Annotated in this window: 17 protein-coding genes; 6 read left to right on the forward strand and 11 right to left on the reverse strand. The window is 33.4% G+C overall.

Going from position 1 to position 17,630, the window contains the following annotated elements:
- Nucleotides 1-14: 14 nt before the first annotated feature.
- A protein-coding gene (locus KKQ76_RS11100) for an IS3 family transposase (protein WP_213195791.1) occupies nt 15-1,282 on the forward strand; the annotation gives its coding sequence in 2 pieces (ribosomal slippage) (nt 15-354 and nt 354-1,282; 1,269 coding nt in all).
- Between the two features lie 45 nt (nt 1,283-1,327).
- Here the strand turns inward: KKQ76_RS11100 and rodA are convergent.
- The 5 genes from rodA to KKQ76_RS11125 are packed head-to-tail and all read right to left on the reverse strand — an operon-like array spanning nt 1,328 to nt 6,947.
- Nucleotides 1,328-2,557: a rod shape-determining protein RodA gene (gene rodA, locus KKQ76_RS11105; RefSeq protein ID WP_213197194.1), complete on the reverse strand. Its 1,230-nt coding sequence runs from the start codon at nt 2,555-2,557 to the stop codon at nt 1,328-1,330.
- Nucleotides 2,558-2,560: 3 nt separating this feature from the next.
- Nucleotides 2,561-4,558, reverse strand: coding sequence for a peptidoglycan D,D-transpeptidase FtsI family protein (locus tag KKQ76_RS11110; RefSeq protein ID WP_246501398.1), 1,998 nt, complete (start codon nt 4,556-4,558; stop codon nt 2,561-2,563).
- Nucleotides 4,555-5,061 (reverse strand): rod shape-determining protein MreD, encoded by a 507-nt coding sequence (locus KKQ76_RS11115; RefSeq protein WP_069797432.1) that lies wholly within the window; start codon nt 5,059-5,061, stop codon nt 4,555-4,557. Before KKQ76_RS11115 ends, KKQ76_RS11110 begins: the two co-directional genes overlap by 4 nt.
- Nucleotides 5,051-5,902, reverse strand: a complete 852-nt coding sequence (mreC, locus tag KKQ76_RS11120) for a rod shape-determining protein MreC (RefSeq protein ID WP_069797430.1) — start codon at nt 5,900-5,902, stop codon at nt 5,051-5,053. The genes KKQ76_RS11115 and mreC overlap by 11 nt, the downstream gene beginning before the upstream one ends.
- 19 nt (nt 5,903-5,921) lie before the next feature.
- On the reverse strand, nt 5,922-6,947 hold the full coding sequence (locus tag KKQ76_RS11125) for a rod shape-determining protein (protein WP_213197195.1): 1,026 nt from the start codon (nt 6,945-6,947) through the stop codon (nt 5,922-5,924).
- A gap of 201 nt (nt 6,948-7,148) precedes the next feature.
- On the opposite strand from KKQ76_RS11125, the gene KKQ76_RS11130 reads away from it, so the two are divergent.
- From KKQ76_RS11130 to hemE, 5 genes are all read left to right on the forward strand, one after another.
- Nucleotides 7,149-7,565 carry a GNAT family N-acetyltransferase gene (locus tag KKQ76_RS11130; protein WP_213197196.1) on the forward strand — a complete coding sequence of 139 codons (417 nt, stop codon included), beginning with the start codon at nt 7,149-7,151 and terminating at the stop codon, nt 7,563-7,565.
- A 68-nt stretch (nt 7,566-7,633) separates the two neighbouring features.
- On the forward strand, nt 7,634-8,911 hold the full coding sequence (hemA, locus tag KKQ76_RS11135; protein WP_104792961.1) for a glutamyl-tRNA reductase: 1,278 nt from the start codon (nt 7,634-7,636) through the stop codon (nt 8,909-8,911).
- Nucleotides 8,912-8,966: 55 nt separating this feature from the next.
- The gene (gene hemC, locus KKQ76_RS11140) at nt 8,967-9,875 is read left to right on the forward strand and encodes a hydroxymethylbilane synthase (RefSeq protein ID WP_213197197.1); all 909 of its coding nucleotides are present in this window, start codon (nt 8,967-8,969) and stop codon (nt 9,873-9,875) included.
- A 7-nt stretch (nt 9,876-9,882) separates the two neighbouring features.
- Nucleotides 9,883-10,554, forward strand: a complete 672-nt coding sequence (locus KKQ76_RS11145; protein WP_213197198.1) for a uroporphyrinogen-III synthase — start codon at nt 9,883-9,885, stop codon at nt 10,552-10,554.
- A 130-nt stretch (nt 10,555-10,684) separates the two neighbouring features.
- A complete protein-coding gene (gene hemE / locus KKQ76_RS11150; RefSeq protein WP_213197199.1) occupies nt 10,685-11,710 on the forward strand; it encodes a uroporphyrinogen decarboxylase in 1,026 nt (341 codons plus the stop codon).
- 53 nt (nt 11,711-11,763) lie between these two features.
- Here hemE and KKQ76_RS11155 read toward each other — a convergent pair whose 3' ends face one another.
- The 6 genes from KKQ76_RS11155 to ftsZ form a co-directional block, all read right to left on the reverse strand.
- Entirely contained in the window at nt 11,764-12,396 is a 633-nt protein-coding gene (locus KKQ76_RS11155; protein WP_213197200.1) for a nitroreductase family protein, read from the reverse strand.
- Nucleotides 12,397-12,492: 96 nt separating this feature from the next.
- Nucleotides 12,493-12,996: a hypothetical protein gene (locus tag KKQ76_RS11160; RefSeq protein WP_213197201.1), complete on the reverse strand. Its 504-nt coding sequence runs from the start codon at nt 12,994-12,996 to the stop codon at nt 12,493-12,495.
- Nucleotides 12,996-14,513, reverse strand: a complete 1,518-nt coding sequence (locus KKQ76_RS11165) for a GH3 auxin-responsive promoter family protein (RefSeq protein WP_213197202.1) — start codon at nt 14,511-14,513, stop codon at nt 12,996-12,998. The genes KKQ76_RS11160 and KKQ76_RS11165 overlap by 1 nt, the downstream gene beginning before the upstream one ends.
- Nucleotides 14,514-14,614: 101 nt before the next feature.
- The gene (locus KKQ76_RS11170; protein ID WP_069797407.1) at nt 14,615-15,025 is read right to left on the reverse strand and encodes a BrxA/BrxB family bacilliredoxin; all 411 of its coding nucleotides are present in this window, start codon (nt 15,023-15,025) and stop codon (nt 14,615-14,617) included.
- A gap of 192 nt (nt 15,026-15,217) precedes the next feature.
- On the reverse strand, nt 15,218-15,664 hold the full coding sequence (locus KKQ76_RS11175) for a GatB/YqeY domain-containing protein (protein WP_213197203.1): 447 nt from the start codon (nt 15,662-15,664) through the stop codon (nt 15,218-15,220).
- 21 nt (nt 15,665-15,685) lie between these two features.
- Nucleotides 15,686-17,605: a cell division protein FtsZ gene (gene ftsZ / locus KKQ76_RS11180; protein ID WP_213197204.1), complete on the reverse strand. Its 1,920-nt coding sequence runs from the start codon at nt 17,603-17,605 to the stop codon at nt 15,686-15,688.
- Nucleotides 17,606-17,630: the final 25 nt, after the last annotated feature.

Consider the following 17,630-nt stretch of genomic DNA (forward strand, 5'->3'; position numbering starts at 1 on the left):
AAAAATTAGATAATATGTCAACAAAAAAGAAAATTTCAAAAATTCCAATTGCCCCACAAATTTATAGCGAAGCATTTAAACGTCAAGTTGTAAGTGAATTTGAGAGGGGTTTATTTACTAAAGCAGAACTTCGAAGACGTTACAATATTCAAGGCAATAGTTGTCTACCAAGATGGTTAAAAAAATATGGTAAATTTACCTATGAAGATAAATTAACTATTGGTCGTCCTATGAAAGATCCTCAACAACAGCGTATAAAAGAGCTAGAGGCTCAATTAGCAAAAAAAGAAGAAGAATTAAAAGTATTCAAACGATTTATTGAAATAGCTGAACGTGAGCTTAAAATTGATATTGTAAAAAAGTCTGGTTCCAAGCAGTTGAAGAAATAAATGTAAATAGTTCATTGACTATTTATGAGTTATGCGAACTGTTTGGATACACAAAACAAGCATTTTACAAGCGAAAGTCAAAGGTAAAAACGCCTAAATACAACTCAGAATTATTACGAAGTTTAGTAGTTACTATTCGTAAGCAATTACCCCGAACAGGTGGCAAGAAACTTTATGTAATGTTACAAGATGAATTTATAAAACATCATATATCAATTGGTCGGGATCATTTTTTAGATTTTTTAAAAGCCGAATATTTACAAGTACCTAAAGTTCGAAGATATTACAAAACAACAAACTCAAGACATTGGATGAAACGCTATCCAAATTTAATTAGCAATTTTGTACTTAACAGACCTGAGCAAGTTTGGGTTGCTGATATAACTTATTTACGAACAAAAGAGAAAACATACTATTTGCATTTACTCACTGATGCTTGTTCCAAGAAAATCGTTGGTTATCAACTGTCAGATAATTTAATGAGTTCAACTACAGTAAAAGCTTTAGAAATGGCTTTGATTAACAGGGAAACAAAAAATCAACTCATTCACCATTCTGATAGAGGTTTACAATATTGCAGTAAAGAGTATACCGAATTGTTAAAGAAAAACAATATTTTAATTAGTATGACGCAAGAATACGACCCGTATGAAAATGCAGTAGCAGAAAGAGTAAATGGAATTTTAAAAGAAGAATTTGGTTTACATGAAATATTTGAAAACTATCAAAATTTAAACAAACAAGTTACACAAGCCATAACTTTATACAACAATTTTAGAATACATATGTCAATTAATATGATAACTCCAAACCAAGCGCATCAACAAAAAACAATACAATTAAAACAATGGAAAAAAATAAATCGTAACAGAATTAATTCTGCTACGATTTAACTATATTTGAATTATTAACGAGTCAACCTTTTTTAGGACAACTCATTATACGAGTGAATTCTTATCTGCGTAATTTAATTTAAAGAAAATAGCGGTCATAATAGAGAATGCTAAAAGAGAACTCCCTCCATAACTGAAATAAGGTAGTGGAATTCCCACTGTAGGAAATAGTCCCATTACCATTCCTAAATTGATGGAAAAGTGCATGAGTAATATTCCAGCAAAACAATAACCGAAAACTCGGTTAAAAGTATTTTTTTGAGTTTCGGCTAAGTAAAATATTCTCCCGATATAAATGGCATAAAATAACACCAAAAGAAAACTTCCGAAGAAGCCCCATTCTTCTCCCACAGTACAGAAAATGTAATCTGTCTCTTGTTCAGGAACGAACTTTCCTTGTGTTACAGAACCTTGCATGTACCCTTTTCCAAAAAAACCACCAGAACCAATAGCCGTTTTAGAATACAATAAGTTATAACCAGAAGTATCTCGGAAAGCTTTTTCACCTTTGTAGAGAACTTCTATTCTTTCTCGCTGATGCTTTGGTAGTTTTTCCATGATTTTTGGAGTTCCAAAACTGATGCCGGCTAAAATTCCTAAGCTTCCGACAATGGTGACTATCGTAGGAACGCTCCAATGAATTTTTTGATAATTAAAGAGAATGAAAATGAGGACTAAACCTACTAGAACTCCAGTAATGTAAAGAGGATTAAACGCAATCGACAAAAGAAAAACAGCTGCTAAAACAAATCCTACTATAAATAGCCAACCATTTAATCCTTCTCTGTATAAAGCAATCGCAAACGCAGTAAATACTAATAATGAACCTACATCTGGAATGGATAAAACAACTAAAGCTGGCACTCCAATAATAGCTAAAACCGTCAACTGTGATTTTCTCATTTTCAGATTAAAATCAGGTCCAGAAACGTAATTGGCGAGCATAAGTGCTGTCCCGATTTTTGCAAATTCAACGGGTTGCATGGTAAAACCGCCAAACTTGTACCAGTTTTTTTGACCTAAAATTTCAGTTCCAAAAACATGTAAACCTGCTAATGAAAGGACGCCCAATATGAAAAAAATTCCCGCAAAGTTTTCAAAAAACTTTGTTCTCATAGTGAAAATTACAAGTCCTACCACGAGTGAAATTCCAAAAAATATAAATTGTTTGGTTCCTAATCCTTCATCTACACTATAAATATTTGCTATTGCAAAAAGTGAAATAGCCAAGTATAGAAAAATGCCAAGTTTATCAATTCCTTCTGCCCATTTCATCTTTTACGTTTTATTATTTTTAGTGGTGTCTTTTAATTTTTTTGGATTTTGTGCTGCCTTTTTTTCATTGAGTAATCTTAGGCTGTCTTCTAGTTTTTTCAATTGAATAGGGTCTGGTTTAGGCGCGGTATACCAACCTTTTTTGGTAAGATGATTGATGTACATTCGCTTGTACTCTCCCATGAAACTAGATTGTATCATTCTATCGTAGAGATAAGTTCTCTTAATATCTCCTAACAAATATTTTTCAGCGATAATGGTAGAAGCTGGACCTGCCCAAGTTGCACCAAAACCAGCGTGTTCTATTACTGCAACTACTACAATTTTTGGTTTATCAGCAGGTGCTGCCATTACAAAAATTGAATTATCTCTTCCTCCAGGAACCTGTGCAGTTCCTGTTTTTCCGAGTTGTGTGAATTCTTTAGAAGCAAGTCCTCTAGCTGTTCCGCCGATGAAAACATCTTTCATACCTTTTAGAACCACATCAAAATATCTAGGTTCTACTTTGGTCACATGTTTTTTCTTAAATCTTTCGTCTGGATTAGGTTTTCCGTCAATAGATTTTACAATATGTGGTGTAAAATACCAACCTCTATTAACAATAGCCGCAGTAAAATTTGCCATTTGAAGCGGAGTAAGTAGAACGTCTCCTTGTCCCATTCCATTAAAAATAGCAGATTGATACGGATGCCATTTTTCCCCTAATCTTTTGGTATAAAATTCTCCGGATGGAATTTTTCCTTTTGCACCAACTGCCAAGTCATTATTCATAAATTCTCCTAATCCGAAGCTATTCATGATTTCTTTCCATTCATCTATGGCTCTATTTCTTCCTTTTGGGCCGTATTTTTCGGTGATTTTATAAAAAACACTAGAAAAATAATTGTTGCAAGATTTTTCTATGGCTTTTTCCATTCCGATAGGCCAATAAGTACCACAGTGACAACCGATGGTATGTCTTCCCATTCTATAACCGTGTCTACAAGTAAATTTGGTAGAATCACTGATGACTTTCATTTGATAACCAGCTAATGCGGTCAACAATTTAAAAGGCGAACCTGGAGGATAAGCAGCTTGAACTGAACGGTCATAAGTAGGTTTGTTATCATAGATGGTGTCATTTGCCAATCTATAAATATTTCTTTTTTTGTTAGGTCCTGTAAAAAGATTTGGGTCTATGTCTGGCCCAGTTGCGAGTGCTAAAATTTCTCCATTATTTGGATCAAGTGCTACAATTGCGCCATGCTTATTCACAAGCATTTCTTCGGCGATTCTTTGCAAATCATAGTCTATAGTAAGCGTTAAATCTTTACCAGAAACCACTTCTTTATCTAACTCACCGTTTTTATAAGGGCCTACATTTCTCAGTTTAATGTCTTTCTGAATGTAGCGCATTCCTTTTTCGCCACGCAATTGTTTTTCGTAAGCGCGCTCTATTCCTGTAATCCCAGCAATATCACCAGGCAAATAATAAAGAGAATCTTTTTTGATGTAATTCTCGTTGACCTGATTGGTGTAGCCAAGTAAATTTCCAGAGGTAGAAACTTCATATTTACGCTGAGGTCTTTCTACGATATTAAAAGCGGGATATTTGAAGATAATTTCCTGAATTCTAGCGATTTCTTCTCTGCTCATATCACTTTTGAAAGTCATAGGAGTGAGTTTAGAGTAATATTTTTCTTTTTTAATAGACTCTATTTTTTTGATGAAATCTTTTTTGCTGATTTTTAATAAATTACAAAAACCCAAAGTATCAAAATCTGGCGTCATTTGACTTTGGGTGAAAGAAATTTCATAAGAAGGTTGGTTACCTACTAAAATTTTTCCGTTTCGGTCAAAGATAATTCCACGTTGAGGAATGACATAGTCTATCTTGATAGAAGTATTGGCTGCATTGAGCGCATATCTATCTGTAAGCAACTGTAAATAGACCAATCTTGCCACAAAAATTGCGGCAATGAGAAAGAGAAATAAGGTAATTTTATAATAGGCTGTTTTCAAACTTTTTCTTTGATTTTAAATGCTAACGAATAGAGGAGTACAAATATTATAGAAATAACACTGGTTACTAAAATATTAAGTATTACTTCAAAAAACCTGTCGAATTTAAAAAATTCTATACTCTGAACTAATAGTTGATGCACAAAAATACTTGAAAAAATATAAAATAGAAACTGTGACCACTGAAGATTATGGAAAGAAAATACATCCGAAGAGACTTCTGTGGAAGTTTTGAAAATAATGGTTCTAAAATAGGCGATAAGTGTAGTGGCAAATGCATTGATACCCCAAGTTCCTAAAAATGCGTCTATAGATAATCCTAAAATAAAACTCGCCGATAGAAAAATATAGAGATTCCTGTAAAAAGGATAAAACAAAACAAAAATAATGTAGATGACAGGAGTATATTTACCAGCAATATCTATTCTGTTAAATAAAAATATTTGCAATGTAACTAACATTGCGATTAATAAAACATCTGTAAATAAATTTCTACTGATCATTGTTTATCGTGGCATCAAGAGTATCTTGAATTTGTTTTACTTCTAATTTTTTTAAATTTCTTACAACATAAACTTTGTTAAGTTGCCCCATTTTTTGGCTCAGTTCTACAGAAATATCCCAATATCCTGTTTTAGAATCTACTTCGTAGCCAGCAACTCTACCAATCATAATTCCTTGTGGGAAAATTGCAGATTTGCCATCTGTAACTACCGTGTCGCCTACTTTTATTGGCACATATTTAGGAATGTCTGATAAATGCATGGTTCTAGAATTTTCGCCTCTCCAAGTAAGCGTTCCGAAAAATCCAGAATCTTTAAGCGAAGCATTAATTCTAATTTTGTTCATACTGAGTACAGATTGTACCAATGCATAATTATTAGTGGTATTGATCACAATTCCTGCAATTCCTTGTGGTGCAATTACACCCATTTTAGGGAAAACGCCATGTCTTTTTCCTCTGTTAATGGTAAAATAATTATCTTTTCTAATGATAGAATTATTTACAATTTCACCATCTACGAAAGTGTAAATTTGTCCACCACCAATCGTGTCGGTAACTCTTACAAAACTAGGATTTTTAATTTTTTCTTTACCGTATAATTCCTGCATCAGCGTTTTATTCTGAGCAACTAATTCTTCATTAATTTGCTTCAGTTTTAAGTAGCTGGTTCCTTCGTCTATGTAACCAGAAACCCAAGCATTAAACGCGGTAGTTTGTGCTGCAATAAAAGATTGTTGCATTGAGTTTCTACTGAAAATCAATGTTACGGCAATTATTTGTAAAAAAAGAAAGAACAGAAATAATCCGTTCTTGCTAAATAATCTTATCAAAAACCCCATTCTATAACTAGGTTTTTACTTATTTTATAAGGAAGTTAAATTTATCCATGTTTTTAAGAGCAATACCTGTTCCACGAACAACCGCTCTTAATGGATCTTCTGCTACGAAAACTGGTAATCCTGTTTTCTTGTGAAGTCTGTCTGCTAAACCTCTTAATAAAGCACCACCACCAGCTAAATAAATACCAGTTTTGTAAATATCTGCTGCTAATTCTGGCGGAGTAAGAGAAAGCGTTTCCATTACTGCATCTTCTATTCTGATGATAGATTTATCTAGAGCTCTTGCGATTTCTTTATAACCTACCATAATTTCTTTTGGCTTACCAGTAATTAAATCTCTACCTTGTACTGGAATATCTTCCACCTCTACATCTAAATCTTCTACTGCAGAACCTACTTCTATTTTCACTCTTTCTGCTGTTCTTTCTCCGATGTATAAGTTGTGATGCGTTCTTAAGTAGTAAGCAATGTCATTCGTGAAAACATCACCTGCAATTTTTACAGATTTATCACAAACAATACCACCAAGAGCCACTACTGCAATTTCTGTAGTACCACCACCTATATCGATAATCATGTTACCTTCAGGTTTTTGTACATCAATTCCTACACCTATTGCTGCAGCCATTGGTTCATATATTAATCTTACTTCTTTAGCATTAACTTTTTGAGCAGAATCTCTTACCGCTCTTTTTTCTACTTCTGTAATACCAGAAGGAATACAAATTACAATTCTAAGAGAAGGCTGAATTAATTTTCCTTTGATGCCAGGAATTTGCTTGATAAATTCCTTAATCATGTGTTCTGATGCAGCAAAATCTGCAATTACACCATCTTTTAACGGACGAATCGTTTTAATATCTTCGTGCGTTTTTCCTTGCATGTGTTTCGCTTGTTCTCCTACAGCAATTGCCTTTCCAGTTGAACGCTCGATAGCCACGATTGACGGCTGGTCAATCACGATTTTATTATTATGTATGATAAGTGTGTTCGCTGTTCCTAAGTCTATCGCAATTTCTTGCGTGAACATATCAAATAACCCCATTTTCTTCTATAAATTTTTAAGTGACAAAGATATAAATTTCAGAGCATTTAAAAATAATGAAAAACAAAAAATATCGTTAAAATTTTATAAATTTTTAAATGCTTGTTGTAACTTTAAACTCGAAACTTTAAAAATTATTTTTCTCTGTTGAGAATTTAATGAATTTCATTTCTTAAAATAATTTAATATTCAGATTTTCAAATGATTAAAAGAATTAGCCCAGAAGAAACCTATCTTCTTAGACGAGAAATCCTTAGAAAAAATCTTCCTCAAGAATCACATGAATTTAGTGGTGATTTTGATGACCAAACTTTTCATCTAGGTTATTTCGTGGAAGATAGAATTGTGGGAATTATTACGGTCTTGCAAAATGGCCAAATTGCTCAAATTAGAGGAATGGCAGTTTTAGAAGATTATCAGGGGAATGGAATAGGAAAAAAATTGGTAGAAAAAGCTGAAGAGATTTTAAGAGAAGCTCAAATTCATAAAATTTGGATGAATGCCAGAGAAACAGCTGCAGAATTTTACCAAAAATTAGGGTATAAAATTGAAGGTGAATTGTTTAACATAAAACCTATCGGGTTTCATTATGTAATGACCAAATATTTCAATTCATAACATCTATTAAAATATGATGAAAATTAGAAATTTTATATCATAATAATGATTAAATTTGCAAACTTGAAATGAATTCTCTTGCGAAGACATATAATACACAGAACTTCACTGTTTTAAGCATTAGTTTTGAAAAAGCCAATGCCGAAATCAGAGGGAAATTTGCGTTTTTTGATGAACACGTAAAACAATTCGTAAAAGAAATTCATGAAAAGAAACTCGGTGACGCATTTGTAGTTTCTACTTGTAACAGAACCGAAATCTATACTACTTCTCATAATTATATTGCGATTGCAGAGATGTATTGCAAGAGTGTAGACGTAAGTTTGATGGATTTCATGCAGTTTGTAAATGTGATGAAAAACGAAGAAGCGCTTTATCATCTATTCAGGGTTTCTGCAGGTTTAGAAAGTCAGATTTTAGGAGACTTCGAAATTATTGGTCAGATAAAAAATGCTTACCATAGATTCAAAAAACATAAAAGTTTTAGCAATCCTTACTTAGAAAGAGCCATTAATTCGGCGATTCAGATTTCTAAAAGAATTAAAAACGAAACCGCACTTTCAAACGGTGCAGCTTCTGTTTCTTATGCAGCGGTTCATTATATCTTAAAAACTCAAAAACAGATTTCAGAGAAGAATATTCTTCTTTTGGGAACTGGCGAAATCGGTCAAAATACTGTAGAAAATTTGGTGAAACATGTGTATCAGCCAAAAGTAAAAATCGCCAACCGTTCTTATGAAAAAGCAGAGAAAATTGCAGAAAAGTACAGCATTCCGCAAATTGCTTTTGAAAATTTCGAAGAAGAACTGAAATCTACAGATATTCTTATCGTTGCAACTGGCGCTTCACACCCGATTATTCATCAGAAACATTTTCCAAACGGAAAAGAAACCTTGGTGATAGACCTTTCTATTCCAAATAATGTAGATAAAAAAGTGGCGGAAAATAAAGCGGTGCAATTGGTAGATGTAGACGAATTGTCTAAGCATATTCAAGAAACCATCGAGCAACGTAAGAAAGAAATTCCTAAAGCGGAGAAAATCATCAAGGAAATGACCAAAGAGTTTTTGGCTTGGGAAAGAAAAAGAAAATTCGCGCCGAATATTCATCAATTTAAAGCTGCGCTGAAACACATCGAAGACCATGAAATGCATAATTTCCACAGAAAACACAGATATGTGGATATAGAAGACATGGAACTCACCGAAAAATTGATTCAAAAAATCACCAATAGATTTGCGAAATATATCATCGAAAATCCGCTTCGTGCTGAAGAAGTTACTAAGTTGATGAACGAAATTTTGGTAGAACAACCCAAAGAAGAGTTCAACAAAAAACATCAGTAATTTTAGAATTTACGATTTAGAATTTACGAAGTTTTCAAGAAAAGAAATTTTTATAATGATTAGAATAGGTACCAGAAATTCGCCTCTTGCAATGTGGCAAGCAAAAGAAGTAGAACAAAAATTACAAAATTTAGGCTACGAAACAGTGCTGGTTCCTGTGCTTTCTTCTGGGGATAAAAACCTTAATCAGCCGCTTTATTCCCTAGGAATTACGGGCGTTTTTACCAAAGATTTAGACATTGCTTTACTCAATAATGAAATAGATATTGCAGTACATTCTCTGAAAGATGTTCCTACTATTTTACCTCAAAATATAGAAGTTTCTGCCGTTTTGGAAAGAGATTTTCCGCAAGATGTTTTGGTGAGAAAGTCTTCTTCAAAAAATAAAAATTTAGCAGAACTTAAAATTGCGACCAGCAGTTTGAGAAGAAGAGCTTTTTGGTCAGAAAAATTCCCGAACACTCAGTTTTCAGATATCAGAGGAAACGTACAAACGCGTTTAAAGAAATTAGAAGAAGGAGATTTTGATGCTACACTTTTTTCTTTGGCGGGTATTAAAAGAATGGAAATGGAGTTGGGGTATGAAATACTAGATTTTATGATTTCTGCTCCTAGTCAGGGAGTTGTAGCAATTTCGAGTAGGGTAGATGATAAGGAAACCAAAGAAATTTTGCAAAAAATCAATCATAAAACCACTCAAATTTGCGTTGAAATAGAACGTAATTTCCTCAGAACTTTAGAAGGTGGCTGTACTGCGCCAATTGGAGCAATAGCGATTTTTGAAGAAAATAAAATCAAATTTTCTGGAAGATTAAATTCTTTAGACGGAAGTAAAACGATAAATGTAGTTGAAGAATTTGAGTATGAAAAATCTGAAAATTACGGTAAAAAATTTGCAGAATTTGTACTAGAAAACGGAGGAAAAGAAATGATGGAAGAAATTAAGAAACAAATAAAGGAATAGAGTCATCATGAAAATCCTTTTCACGAAAACAGGAATCGAACATGAGGTTTCAGAGAAATTAGAAACCGGTTTTTCTTGTGATTTTAAGGATTTTATAGCGATTGAAAGAATTAAAACCAAACCTTTTCCACTTAAGAATTCTTCACTTATTTTCACGAGCGTAAACGCTGTAAAATCTTTCTTTGAAAATGGGTTTCAGCCAAATGAAAACTTTCAAGAAGCCCATTATAATAAAATCTACGCAGTAGGTCTTAAAACCAAAAAAGAATTGAGAAATAACGGTTTTGGAACCTTTAAAGTGAAGAAACATCTCAATGATTTGTCTGAATTTATTCTCAAGCATAGTCAAAAAGAAAATTTTATTCACTTCTGTGGCAATTTAGCGCTTGATATTTTAGATAAAGCATTACCTCTTCAGAATATTTCTTACAAAAAAGTAATGCTTTACAATACTAAAATTCTCTACCCAAAAATTCATGAAAAATATGAGGCTGTAGTTTTTTTTAGTCCAAGTGGAGTTCGTAGTTTTGCGAAGTTTAATTCTTTAGAAAATTTGAAAATCTTTTCTATCGGACAAACCACAGAAAAAGAGCTGAGAAAATTTACACAAAGTAAAATTTTTACCAGTAAAGAAAGCAATTTAGAAGATTTAATTAAAATAATAATGTCTCACAGATAGCACAGATTTTTAATTTAAAATTTAATTCTTTCATTGATTGAAATTAAATCAGTTAAAGGCTAAGAAATAGAAATCTTGAATTTATTTTCTGTGAAAATCTGTGTAATCTGTGAGAAGCAAAACAAGAAAAATGATAAAAAACGACCTATATTTAAGAGCATTACGAGGCGAAACTGTAGAAAGACCACCGGTTTGGATGATGAGACAAGCAGGAAGATATTTGCCAGAATTTATCGCGCTACGTGATCAGTACGATTTTTTCACTCGTTGTCAAACTCCAGAATTGGCAGCAGAAATTACTGTTCAACCGATTAGAAGATTTCCGCTAGATGCAGCGATTTTATTTTCTGATATTTTGGTAGTTCCACAAGCGATGGGAATTGATTTCAAAATGAAAGAATCAGTTGGACCATGGCTAGATACACCAATTAGAAGCTTAGAACAAGTACAAAATCTGCAAGTAGAAGGAGCAGAAGAAAATCTGAAATATGTTTATGATGCGATTGACATCACTTTACAGAAATTAGAAAACGAAATTCCTTTGATTGGTTTTGCTGGTTCACCTTGGACTTTGCTTTGCTATTGTGTTGAAGGAAAAGGCTCTAAATCTTTTGACATTGCGAAGTCATTTTGCTTTACTCAACCAGAAGCAGCGCATTTGCTTTTACAAAAAATTACAGACGTAACCATCGCTTATTTAAAGAGAAAAGTACAAAGCGGAGTTTCTGCGGTGCAAATTTTTGATTCTTGGGGCGGAATGCTTTCTCCTGAAGATTATCAAGAGTTTTCTTGGAAATACATTAACCAAATTGTAGAAGCTTTAGCTCCAGAAGCTCACGTTGTAGTTTTTGCGAAAGGTTGTTGGTATGCTTTAGAAGAAATGACGAAATCTAAAGTTTCTGCTTTGGGTGTAGACTGGACGATTACTCCAGAATTGGCAAGAAAATTTACCAATAATTCTATCACTCTTCAAGGAAATTTTGATCCTGCAAGATTACATTCTTCTCCTGAAGTGATTAGAAAAATGGTTCATGAAATGATTGATAGATTTGGTAAAGACAAATACATTGCTAATCTTGGTCACGGAATTTTACCAAATATTCCTTTAGAAAATGCCGAAGCTTTTATTAGAGCGGTGGTAGAATGGAAGAGTTAAAAACCCATCTTTATATAAATTAAAAATCCTCAGAATTTTCTGAGGATTTTTTATTATTTCACTTCTGTGATAAATTTATCTTTTGGTTTTCTTACTTTTTCAAGTTTTTCTAACCAGTCTTTTTCAGTGTCTCTGTAACCAAGAGGTAAAAGTAAAACACTTCTTAATCCTTTTTCTCTTAAACCAAGAATTTCGTCTACTTTTTCTGGGCTGAAACCTTCCATTGGTGTAGCGTCTACACCTTCGAAAGCAGCTGCAATAATTGCAGCACCGAAAGCAATGTACGCTTGTTTTGCAGTGTGTACGAAGTTTTCTTCAGCAGATTTAGGAACGTAAGCGTTCAATAAAAATTGTCTGTAGTTTTCCCAACCATCATTAGTAAAACCTCTTACTTCGTTCGTTAAATCAAACATGTAGTTGATTCTTTCTGCAGTGTAAGTATCCCAAGCTGCGAAAACCAAAACATGAGAAGCATCTGCAACTTGCGGTTGATTACTTGCTGCTTCTTTCAATTGATTTTTAACCTCTTGATTAGACACCACGAAAATTTCGAAAGGCTGTAAACCGCTAGAAGTAGGAGCAAGACGAGCTGCTTCTAAAATTCTTTCTACTTTTTCATCGCTTACTTTTTCTCCGTTCATCGCTTTTGCAGCGTATCTCCACTTTAATTTATCTAATAATTCCATTTTATAAAAAATTTTTTACAAAGATAAGTTATGATGAGCGGTTTTGTCATTGATTTATGTTAAGAAAGAAATAGAAAAATAATTAAAAAATGCGATTTAAAATTCTAACCGATCTCTTTTACAATACCAATTTGGCATACAATAAGAAAGTTCGCAGCCAGCAAAATGATATTTTTTCTTATTTTTCTTCATGAAATCTAAAGTCGTTAATCCATAAAATATAGGAACAACTTTTTTGGAAGATTTACATTTTGGGCAAACAGAAGTTTTATTTTCATGATATTGGCAGAACTTTTTGACAAAAATATTTAAAGAGGTGTCTCCGTTTATTTTGATGAGAAAAAGATTTTTGTCGTAAAATTCATTGTTGATTGTGAATTGATAATCCCCATTTTCAATATTTGAAAATCTGAAATTTCCATACATATCAGAGGTTGAAAAGTATTCTTTTTCAGAATTGATTTTTATAAGTTTTATTTCAAATAGAACTCGGTCATACTTTCTACTAATGATAGTATCACGTATTTTTCCGCTTAGACTTTGCGCATAAGAATTTATTGAGAATAGGCTTAAAACAAAAATTAGAAGAAGTCTTTTCATTAGTTTTTATTCAACTCCAAAAGTGGATCGATGTATTCTCTGTCGTTGCTCAATCGTGGCACTTTGTTTTGTCCGCCCAGTTTTCCTCTAGATTCCATCCATTGATAGAAAAGTTTTTCTTTTGCCATGTGAATAATTGGCGGATTCAGTGTCATATTGAGGTAACGTTTCGCTTCGTAATCTGAATTGATAGATTTTAAAGTGTCATCAAAAATTTTAGAAAACGCTTCGAAATTATTAGGATGTTTGGCAAATTCAATCAACCATTCATGCGCTCCAGATTTTCCTTCGCTCATAAAAACAGGCGCTCCAGTGTAATCTAAAACGTGAGCTTCTGTTGCATCACATGCTTTTTTTAGCGCGGTTTCTACATTATCTATCATTAATTCTTCGCCAAAAGCATTGATATAATGTTTGGTTCTGCCGGAAATCTGAATTCTATGCGGAGAAAGGGAAGTAAATTTTACCGTATCGCCGATTAAATAACGCCAAAGTCCACCATTGGTAGTAATAACCACAGCATAATTTTTGCCGAGTTCTACTTCTCCTAGCGGAATAGCCTGAAGATTATTTCGGTCAAATTTATCCATCGGAATAAATTCGTAGAAAATTCCGTAATCGAGCATCAGAAGCATTTCATCACTGCTACTTCTGTCTTGAATCCCGAAGAAACCTTCAGAAGCATTGTAAATTTCGTAGTAATTGATGTCTTTGCCGATGATTTTTTTATACTGTTCTCTGTAAGGCTTAAAACTGATTCCACCGTGGAAAAATACTTCTAAATTTGGGAAAATTTCAGAAATATTGCCTTTTCCTGTTTCGGTTAAAATTCTTTGAAGTAAAACCATCATCCAACTTGGAACGCCGGTTAAACTTCCTACGTCTTGGTTTTTAACTTCTGAAACGATGGCTTTCAGTTTGGTTTCCCATTCTGACATCAGGGAAGTTTTTTTGCTGGGAACCGTGGTAATTTCTACCCAAAAAGGAAGATTTTCTATCAAAATAGCAGACAAGTCTCCGAACTTAGTATTGAAGCTTTCGTACAATTCTGCACTTCCGCCTAATCTTAAATTTTTATTGAGAAATAATTCATTATCAGGATGATTGTTTGCATAAATGGAAATTAAATCCTTTCCTGCTTTGTAATGACAATCTTCTAAACTTTCGTCTGAAATAGGAATGAATTTGCTTTTTGCATTAGTTGTTCCAGAAGATTTAGCAAACTGGCGAATAACTCCTGGCCAAGAAATATCTTTTTGACCTTGTCTTGCTTTTTCTATGTAAGGCTCGAATTCTTCATAGTTTACGATAGGAACTTGTTGCTGAAAATCTCGGTAAGAAGAAATGTCTTTGAAACCGAATTTTTTGCCGTATTCTGTTTCTTCTGCATGAAAAAGCTGAGAAAACAAAACTCCGTTTTGAGTTTCAATAGGATGTTTCATGAAATTCTGAATTTGGTCTATTCTTTGTCGAATAAACCAATTTACAGCCATATTGAAGAGAGCTTTTGTTGCCATTGCTCAAATTTAATAAAATTTTTGAGAATTTAGTAATTAGAATGCAACAAAAATCCGCTCTAAAAATTTAGAACGGATTGAGGATTATTTTTGAAAGAATTTTAGCAAAATTCTTCGTAAGCTGCTTGTAAATTTGCCGCAATTGCACCTGCAGGATTTCCTTCGATGTGGTGTCTTTCTAGCATGTGAACCAATTCTCCATCTTTGAAAAGTGCAACGCACGGTGAACTTGGAGGGAATGGTGCAAAATGCTTTCTAGCTTCTGCTACCGCTTCTGTGTCAAAACCTGCAAAAACAGTAGTCAAATGGTCTGGTTTTTTATCACCAGTTAAAGAATAAATAACGCCTGGTCTTGCTGCTCCTGCTGCGCAACCACAAACCGAATTTACCATAACTAGGGTAGTTCCCGGTTGTTTAAGTGCATCATTTACTTGTTCTGCTGAGGTAAGGTCTTGGAAACCTTTATCTGTGAGTTCTGCCTTCATTGGCATTACTAAATCTGCTGGATACATAATATATATTTTATTTAATGATTAGAAAATTCAAGATTTTGTAGTGCAAATTTATAATTAAAATTTGGAAAATTCTATTTAATTCTATTATCAAAAATATGCCAAAAATCTATTAAGACAAAATGACTCCTTTTTAATGAAAAAAGCCGATGAATTTTTCATCGGCTCTTTATCGTTAATATGAAAATTTAATTATGATAATAGTTTTTTCACCATTTCAGAGATGGATTTTCCATCTGATTTTCCTGCCAAAGCTTTAGAAGCAGTTCCCATAACTTTTCCTAAGTCTTTTAGAGATTCTGCGCCTACTTCGGCAATGATTTTTTTAATTTCTGCTTCTAATTCTTCCGCAGAAAGTTGAGCAGGTAAAAATTGTTCAATCACTTTCATTTGTGCCATTTCCACTTCAGCCAAATCATTTCTATTTTGAGCAACAAATTGTTCGTAAGAATCTTTTCTTTGCTTAATCATTCTTTGGAGAATGGCAATTTCTTGTTCTGCAGAAACATCAGCTCCTTTTGCTTCAGTTTTAAGCAAGAGAATTTGAGATTTTACGGCTCTCAGAGAGTCAAGAGCTACTTTGTCTTTTTCTCTCATTGCGGTTTTAATCGCTTCGTTTATGGTAAGTTCTAAACTCATTTTCTCTAAATTTTAAAAATTTTAATCTACGTCTTTGTTTAAAAACTTGTTCTCTCTGATTTGTACTCTTCCATTGTTTTCAGAAAGGAAACTAGAAATTTGCTGTTGAGAAGCATTTTCGTGACCTATATTGATGTTTTTTCTTCTGAAAGCAGGAATATTTTCAAATTCATTTTCGTTTTCTATTGTCTGATAACGAGAGTTGAACTCTTTCAATTTATCTCTTCTTGCCTGAACTTTTTCTGTAGCAGTGTTTTTTTCGATAAATTTAAATTCCTCTTCAATTTTAGTTTCTGTAAAAGTGATTTTTTCTTCAGTTTGATTTTCAAAAACGGTTTTTACTTCTTCTATTTCTTCTGCAATCTTGAAAGTGAACTCAATTGGTTTTTCTTCAACTAAAGTTTTCGTTTCTGCTTTTGGTCTATAAGTTTCAACAGTTTTTTCCTCTACAATGAAAGAAATTTCTTCTTTGGTCTCTTCTACGGAAAGTTTCACATTTTGTACTTCTTGTGCAGCATTAAACTGAGTTTCTTCAATGATTGTGGTTTTCTTTTCTTCTGTTTCAAAAGTGAAAGATTGAGATTCTAAAACGTCTTCATCATCAAATGAAAATAATTCTAAAACATTATTTTCCTGTTCTTCTACTTCAAAAGTTTGATGACTGCTTTCGATGCTTAAACTTTCGTCTTCAAAAAATCTAAGTTCTTCAATTCTTTCTTCCATTACTGCCGCTTGTGTTTCTGCAAATTGATTTACAGAATTGCTAGGAAAATCTGGAGTGCTGTTCTCATTAGAATCATCTAAGAAAAACATGCTTTTTGATGAGTTTTGCATTGGATTTTCTTGAGATTTTTCAGAAGAAGTTTTCCCAAATGGAGATTCTCTCTTCACTTTTGGTGTAGAAGGACTGTCTTCTAATGTATATCTAATTTTTTCGGTAGGACCAGCATATTTTTGATCATCTGCTGCAAAACCAGTGGCAATAACCAATACACTGATAGAATCTCCCAATTCTGCATCTGTTCCTACACCGAAAATAATATCTGCAGTGTTTCCTGCTTCGCGCTGAATGTGGTCATTAATTAAGCCGATTTCATCCATAGTAGCTTCTTCGTTTCCACTTCTGATAAGGAGAAGAACGTTTTTAGCTCCTGTGATTTTATTATCATTTAATAATGGAGAATCGAGTGCTTTTTTCACGGCTTCTTCAGCTTTGTTTTCGCCAGAAGCGGTTCCTGTAGACATGAGAGCAGTTCCTGAATTTTGTAAAACTGAACGCGCATCACGGAAGTCTATATTTACATCGAAATAACCAGTAATTACTTCTGCCATACCTTTAGCAGCATTGGCTAACACTTCATCTGCCTTAGCAAAACCAGATTTGAAGCCTAGGTTACCAAATTGCTGACGAAGTTTATCGTTATTAATAACAATTAAGGAATCTACATTATTGCGAAGTTTTTCTAAACCATTTTCGGCTTGTTCTAGTCTTCTTTTCCCTTCAAAACTAAAAGGAACGGTAACAATACCAATGGTTAAAATTCCCATTTCTTTGGCAATTTTTGCAATAACAGGAGCCGCACCAGTTCCGGTTCCGCCACCCATTCCTGCGGTTATGAAAACCATTTTGGTATTATGGCCTAGAACAGCTTTGATTTCATCAATACTTTCTAAGGCAGATTTTTCTCCAACTTCTGGGTCTGCTCCAGCTCCTAAACCTTCTGTAATGGCAGCTCCTAACTGAACTTTTGTAGAAATTGGGTTATTATCTAGTGTTTGTGCATCGGTGTTACAAATGATAAAATCTACTCCATGAATTCCTTTCTCGTACATGTGTTTCAACGCATTGTTACCTCCACCACCTACACCAATTACTTTTATGATAGATGAATTTCCTTTTGGTAAATCGAATGAAAACCCTGTATTTAATGTATTTTCCATATATTTTCGATGTATAAAAGTTACT

Source organism: Cloacibacterium caeni (assembly GCF_907163105.1).
In the GTDB taxonomy this organism is placed as follows: Bacteria; Bacteroidota; Bacteroidia; order Flavobacteriales; family Weeksellaceae; genus Cloacibacterium; species Cloacibacterium caeni_A.

Coding starts and splice junctions, on each gene's coding strand:
- rodA (WP_213197194.1), bottom strand. CDS start 2,557: ATGAAATGGGCAGAAGGAATTGATAAACTTGGCATTTTTCTATACTTG.
- KKQ76_RS11115 (WP_069797432.1), bottom strand. CDS start 5,061: ATGATCAGTAGAAATTTATTTACAGATGTTTTATTAATCGCAATGTTA.
- mreC (WP_069797430.1), bottom strand. CDS start 5,902: ATGGGGTTTTTGATAAGATTATTTAGCAAGAACGGATTATTTCTGTTC.
- KKQ76_RS11125 (WP_213197195.1), bottom strand. CDS start 6,947: ATGGGGTTATTTGATATGTTCACGCAAGAAATTGCGATAGACTTAGGA.
- KKQ76_RS11130 (WP_213197196.1), top strand. CDS start 7,149: ATGATTAAAAGAATTAGCCCAGAAGAAACCTATCTTCTTAGACGAGAA.
- hemA (WP_104792961.1), top strand. CDS start 7,634: ATGAATTCTCTTGCGAAGACATATAATACACAGAACTTCACTGTTTTA.
- hemC (WP_213197197.1), top strand. CDS start 8,967: ATGATTAGAATAGGTACCAGAAATTCGCCTCTTGCAATGTGGCAAGCA.
- KKQ76_RS11145 (WP_213197198.1), top strand. CDS start 9,883: ATGAAAATCCTTTTCACGAAAACAGGAATCGAACATGAGGTTTCAGAG.
- hemE (WP_213197199.1), top strand. CDS start 10,685: ATGATAAAAAACGACCTATATTTAAGAGCATTACGAGGCGAAACTGTA.
- KKQ76_RS11155 (WP_213197200.1), bottom strand. CDS start 12,396: ATGGAATTATTAGATAAATTAAAGTGGAGATACGCTGCAAAAGCGATG.
- KKQ76_RS11160 (WP_213197201.1), bottom strand. CDS start 12,996: ATGAAAAGACTTCTTCTAATTTTTGTTTTAAGCCTATTCTCAATAAAT.
- KKQ76_RS11165 (WP_213197202.1), bottom strand. CDS start 14,513: ATGGCAACAAAAGCTCTCTTCAATATGGCTGTAAATTGGTTTATTCGA.
- KKQ76_RS11170 (WP_069797407.1), bottom strand. CDS start 15,025: ATGTATCCAGCAGATTTAGTAATGCCAATGAAGGCAGAACTCACAGAT.
- KKQ76_RS11175 (WP_213197203.1), bottom strand. CDS start 15,664: ATGAGTTTAGAACTTACCATAAACGAAGCGATTAAAACCGCAATGAGA.
- ftsZ (WP_213197204.1), bottom strand. CDS start 17,605: ATGGAAAATACATTAAATACAGGGTTTTCATTCGATTTACCAAAAGGA.